This is a genomic window from Microbacterium sp. UBA3394, assembly GCF_002358725.1.
GTDB classification, from domain to species: domain Bacteria; phylum Actinomycetota; class Actinomycetes; order Actinomycetales; family Microbacteriaceae; genus Microbacterium; species Microbacterium luteum.
The window spans coordinates 1-4,023 of the sequence record NZ_DEPK01000046.1; the positions used below are offsets into that span (position 1 = coordinate 1).

General features: G+C 71.8%; 3 protein-coding genes. 1 reads left to right on the forward strand and 2 read right to left on the reverse strand.

Translation table 11 applies throughout. The features are described 5' to 3' along the window. Positions 1 to 1,258: CDP-glycerol glycerophosphotransferase family protein (locus B4E30_RS02380; RefSeq protein ID WP_286793318.1), on the reverse strand; the 1,258-nt coding region annotated here is incomplete at its 3' end. 41 nt (positions 1,259 to 1,299) lie between these two features. Beyond that, entirely contained in the window at positions 1,300 to 2,796 is a 1,497-nt protein-coding gene (locus B4E30_RS02385; RefSeq protein ID WP_286793319.1) for a S1C family serine protease, read from the reverse strand. A gap of 98 nt (positions 2,797 to 2,894) precedes the next feature. On the opposite strand from B4E30_RS02385, the gene B4E30_RS02390 reads away from it, so the two are divergent. Then, a partial coding sequence (locus B4E30_RS02390; RefSeq protein ID WP_286793320.1) for an aminotransferase class I/II-fold pyridoxal phosphate-dependent enzyme occupies positions 2,895 to 4,023 on the forward strand: 1,129 nt, incomplete at its 3' end.

Below are 4,023 nucleotides of genomic sequence, written 5' to 3' on the forward strand. Positions count from 1 at the left end.
ATCCGGAAGGCGGCTCGTCGGCGACGGCGGTCAGAATGGCACGGTACACCCGCGCGGCGTTCCCTCCGTCTCGGAACGCGTGCACCCGCACGTCGAGCTCCTCGGCGCGCTCGATGCGTCGGGCGCGTTCGGCCGGATCACCGAGAACGGCGTCGATCTGCGCGACGGCCTGCTCCCACGTGGCGGCCACGTCATCCCCCGCGACGTCACGGTACGAGCCGTAGAAACCACGCTCCGCAGCGTATCGATCCACGTCGGGCGCGAGAAAGACGACGGGCAGCGGAACGAGCGAGGAGTCGAACACGAGCGAGGAGTAGTCGGTGACCAGGATGTCGAACCCCGCCAGAAGCGGCGTCACGTCGCGCACGAGGTCGGCTCCGAGCGGGCGCACGCGCCGGCGGGCAGCGCCGGGGGGCGGAACGTAGTCGCCTGCGCCGAGGGGATGCGATCGCACGTAGAGCACGGCGTCATGGCGCTCCAGCACTTCGGTGATCAGGCGCCACTCCTCCTCGTCGGGCACCGCCGGGTCGGGGTCACCGTCGCGCCACGTCGGCGCATACAGCACCCGATGTCGGGCCACCTCGCGCCCGCTCACGGCGGCGAGCGCGGCCCGGGCCTCCCGTCGACGGTCGTCGGGTCGCCCAGCCGACAGCACGTCCACCCGGGGCTCCCCGGTCACCGGCACACGCTCTTCCGGCAGCCCGAACGCCGATTCGAGCCGACCCCGCACGCGGTGGGAGGCGGCCGGGAGGATCCGGATGCGGCGAGTCGCACTCCGATACATCCGCGCGAGCATCCCCCGCACGAGTCGCGAGCCGGGCAGGATGCGGCTGCGCGTGGTGACCGGGGAGTCCAGGCCGATGCGCTTGAGCGGGATGCCGTGCCACAGCTGGACGACGAAAGCTCCGGACACGGCGTAGCGCTGGACGTCGCCGAAGCCGTGGGTGATCACGACGACGCGGGCTCGCGCGGTGCGCCAGAAGCCGGTCGGCGAGTTCTTGCGCACCCACGGGATCCCCCGTCGGGTCGCCTCCGCCGCCTCGACGTCGTCGGCGACCAGCCACGTCGCGCGACTCTGCAGATCGCCACCGGCCGCGTTCCACAGCGCCCACGCGCCGTCGGCGACGCCGACGGCGCATCCGAACACCCACCGGTCCGCAGTGCGCGGGATCACCGCGGTGGCGAGGCGACCGAGGGCATAGAGGGGGATGCTGAGGATCTTGCGCGCATTCCCCGCGCCGAACGAGAAGGACGCCACCCCGCGAGCCTAGCGGGGCGGCGTCCTCGGTGCGGCGAGGCTCAGCCGAGCTCGCCCAGGGTCACATCGACCGTGCGGGTCTCCCCGTCGCGCACGAAGGTGATCGTCGCGTCGCTGCCGCCGGCGGCGGCGCGCACCTGCGCGGTCAGATCGGTGGCATCGGTGATCGGAACGCCGTTGAAGGCGGTGACGATGTCGCCGACCTGCAGCCCGACGCCCTCAGCGGCGCCGCCGGCGGAGATGTCCGCGAGGTAGGCACCCGAGATCGTCGCACCTTCCACCGACGCGGCGGGCGTCACGCTCGCGCCGAGCAGGCCGTGGGTGGCGGTCCCGTCGGCGATGATCTCGTCGGTGACGCGCTGCACGACGTCGGACGGGATGGAGAAGCCCACGCCGATCGATCCGGCCTCAGCGGAGCTGCCGGCCGAGGCGATCGCGACGTTGATGCCGATGAGCGCCCCCTCGTCGTCGACGAGCGCGCCGCCGGAGTTGCCCGGGTTGATCGCGGCGTCGGTCTGGATGACGGCGATGGAGATCGTCTCGGTCGCCGTTGTCTGCTGCCCTTCGTCGCCGAAGTCGAAGTAGAAGGGCGGGGTGCGGTCGTTGCCGTCGTCCTGCGTGTCGTCCTCGGTCGTCTCCGGCGCCGCGGACGAGGCGATCTGGATCGACCGGTTGAGCGCGCTGACGATGCCGGTGGTGACCGTGTTCGACAGGCCGAGCGGTGCACCGACTGCGACGGTCGTGTCACCGACGTTGAGGTCGGCCGACGACGCGAAGTCGATGGGGGTGAGGCCTTCGGCGTCGGTGAGCTTGATCACGGCGAGGTCGTAGATCGGGTCGGTTCCGACGATCTCGGCGTCGAACACGCGACCGTCGGATGTGCTGACGGTGATGGTGGCGTCCGCGGTCGCACCGTCGAGGGTCACGACGTGCGTGTTCGTCACGACGTAGCCGTCTTCGCTGAGCACGACACCGGAACCGGTCCCCCCGGTGCTGCCGTTGCTCGCCGAGATCGTCACGACGCTCGGCACCACCTTCGCCGCGATGCCGGTGGTCTGATTCACCGCGTCGGTGTCGTTGACGGTCACCGTCGACGGCCCCGCCACCGTGGTCGAGCTCGAGGTGGAGAAGAGTGAGGCGCCGGCGTATGCGCCGCCGAGACCGGCCGCGCCTCCGACGATCGCCGCGGCGACCATGATGCCGACGACCTTGCCCGCGCCGACCTTCTGCCGGCCGGCGGGCGGGGTGGAATCCGCGAACGGCACCGTCTGCTGCGTGCCGGTGGGCACGGCCGGCCCGAACGCGTACTGTCCGTAGGGCGCCTGGGGGCGCGGCGGGATGCTCGTCTGCGGCGTCTGCGCCTGCGGTGCCGGCGTCTGCGGCGCCGCCACCGCAGGACCGGCGGCAGGCGGAACGGGCTGCGGGTAGCCCTCGCTCGCCGGCGTCGTCGGACGCGGCGGCTGCCAGACGGCCTCGCCGCCGACCTGCGGCTCCTCGGGGGTGCGGTCTTCGGGGCGCTCGCCCTGGTTCTCGGTCATTGCTGCTCCTTCTGCCTAGCGCTGACTACCATGCCGAGCGAGTCTGTGGGTTCCCTATGGCGGAGATGGGATGCCTCTATGCGAGTAGCGTGGGCCCGATGCGAGAGATTCCCGGCGCGTGGCGCCGCACCGCTCGAGGCGCCGGTCTCATGAGCGCGGACGGCGTCGCCTCCCCCACCATCTTCGCCGAGATGTCGGTGCTGGCGGCCGAATCGGGCGCGATCAACCTCGGGCAGGGCTTCCCCGACGAGGACGGGCCCGCGGCCGTGCGCGAGGCCGCGAGGCAGGCGATCTCCGACGGGGTGAATCAGTATCCGCCGGGTCGGGGTCTCCCCGACTTCCTCGCCGCCGTCTCCGAGCACCGCAGCAGGTTCGACGGTGTCACGTTCGACCCGGCGACCGAGGTCATCGCGACCGCCGGGGCGACCGAGGGATTGGCGGCGACGCTCCTGGCCCTCATCGACTCCCCCGACGACGAGGTCGTCGTCTTCGAGCCCTACTACGACGCCTACGCCGCGCTGGTCGCGCTCGCCGGAGCACGCTTGGTGACGGTCCCGCTGCGGTGGCCGCACTTCCAGCCGGACCTCGACGAGCTGACGGCCGCGGTGACCGACCGCACCCGCATCATCCTGATCAACGACCCGCACAACCCCACCGGCACCGTCTTCGACCGCGCCGTGCTGGAGCACGTCGTCGCCCTCGCGGAGCGGCACGACGCGATCATCGTCACCGACGAGGTGTACGAGCACCTGGTCCTCGACGGCCGGCGCACACCCGTCCACTCGCTTCCGGGCGCGAGAGAGCGGACGGTCGCGATCTCGTCGGCGGGCAAGACCTTCGCCGCCACGGGGTGGAAGATCGGATGGGCCACCGGGCCGGCCGACCTCATCGATGCCGCGATGACCGTCAAGCAGTACCTCACCTATGTCAACGGCGCGCCGTTCCAGCCGGCGATCGCCGTCGGCCTGCGCCTGCCCGACGCCTTCTTCACGGGGATCGCGGACACCCTGCGTCGCAAACGCGATCTGCTGGGGGCCGGCCTCATCGCGGCGGGTCTCGCGGTCTCCCCTCCGGCCGGCTCCTACTTCACCGTCGCCGACGCGGCGCCGGTCGGTGCCATCGACGCCGACGCGTTCTGTCGCAGTCTCCCCGACAGGGCGGGCGTCGTCGCGGTGCCGATCACGGCTTTCGTGACACCGGAAAGACGCGCGGACTATGCCACGCTCG

What these genes read in the sequence shown, in the direction of transcription:
- B4E30_RS02385 (WP_286793319.1), bottom strand. Translation starts at nt 2,796, where the DNA reads ATGACCGAGAACCAGGGCGAGCGCCCCGAAGACCGCACCCCCGAGGAG.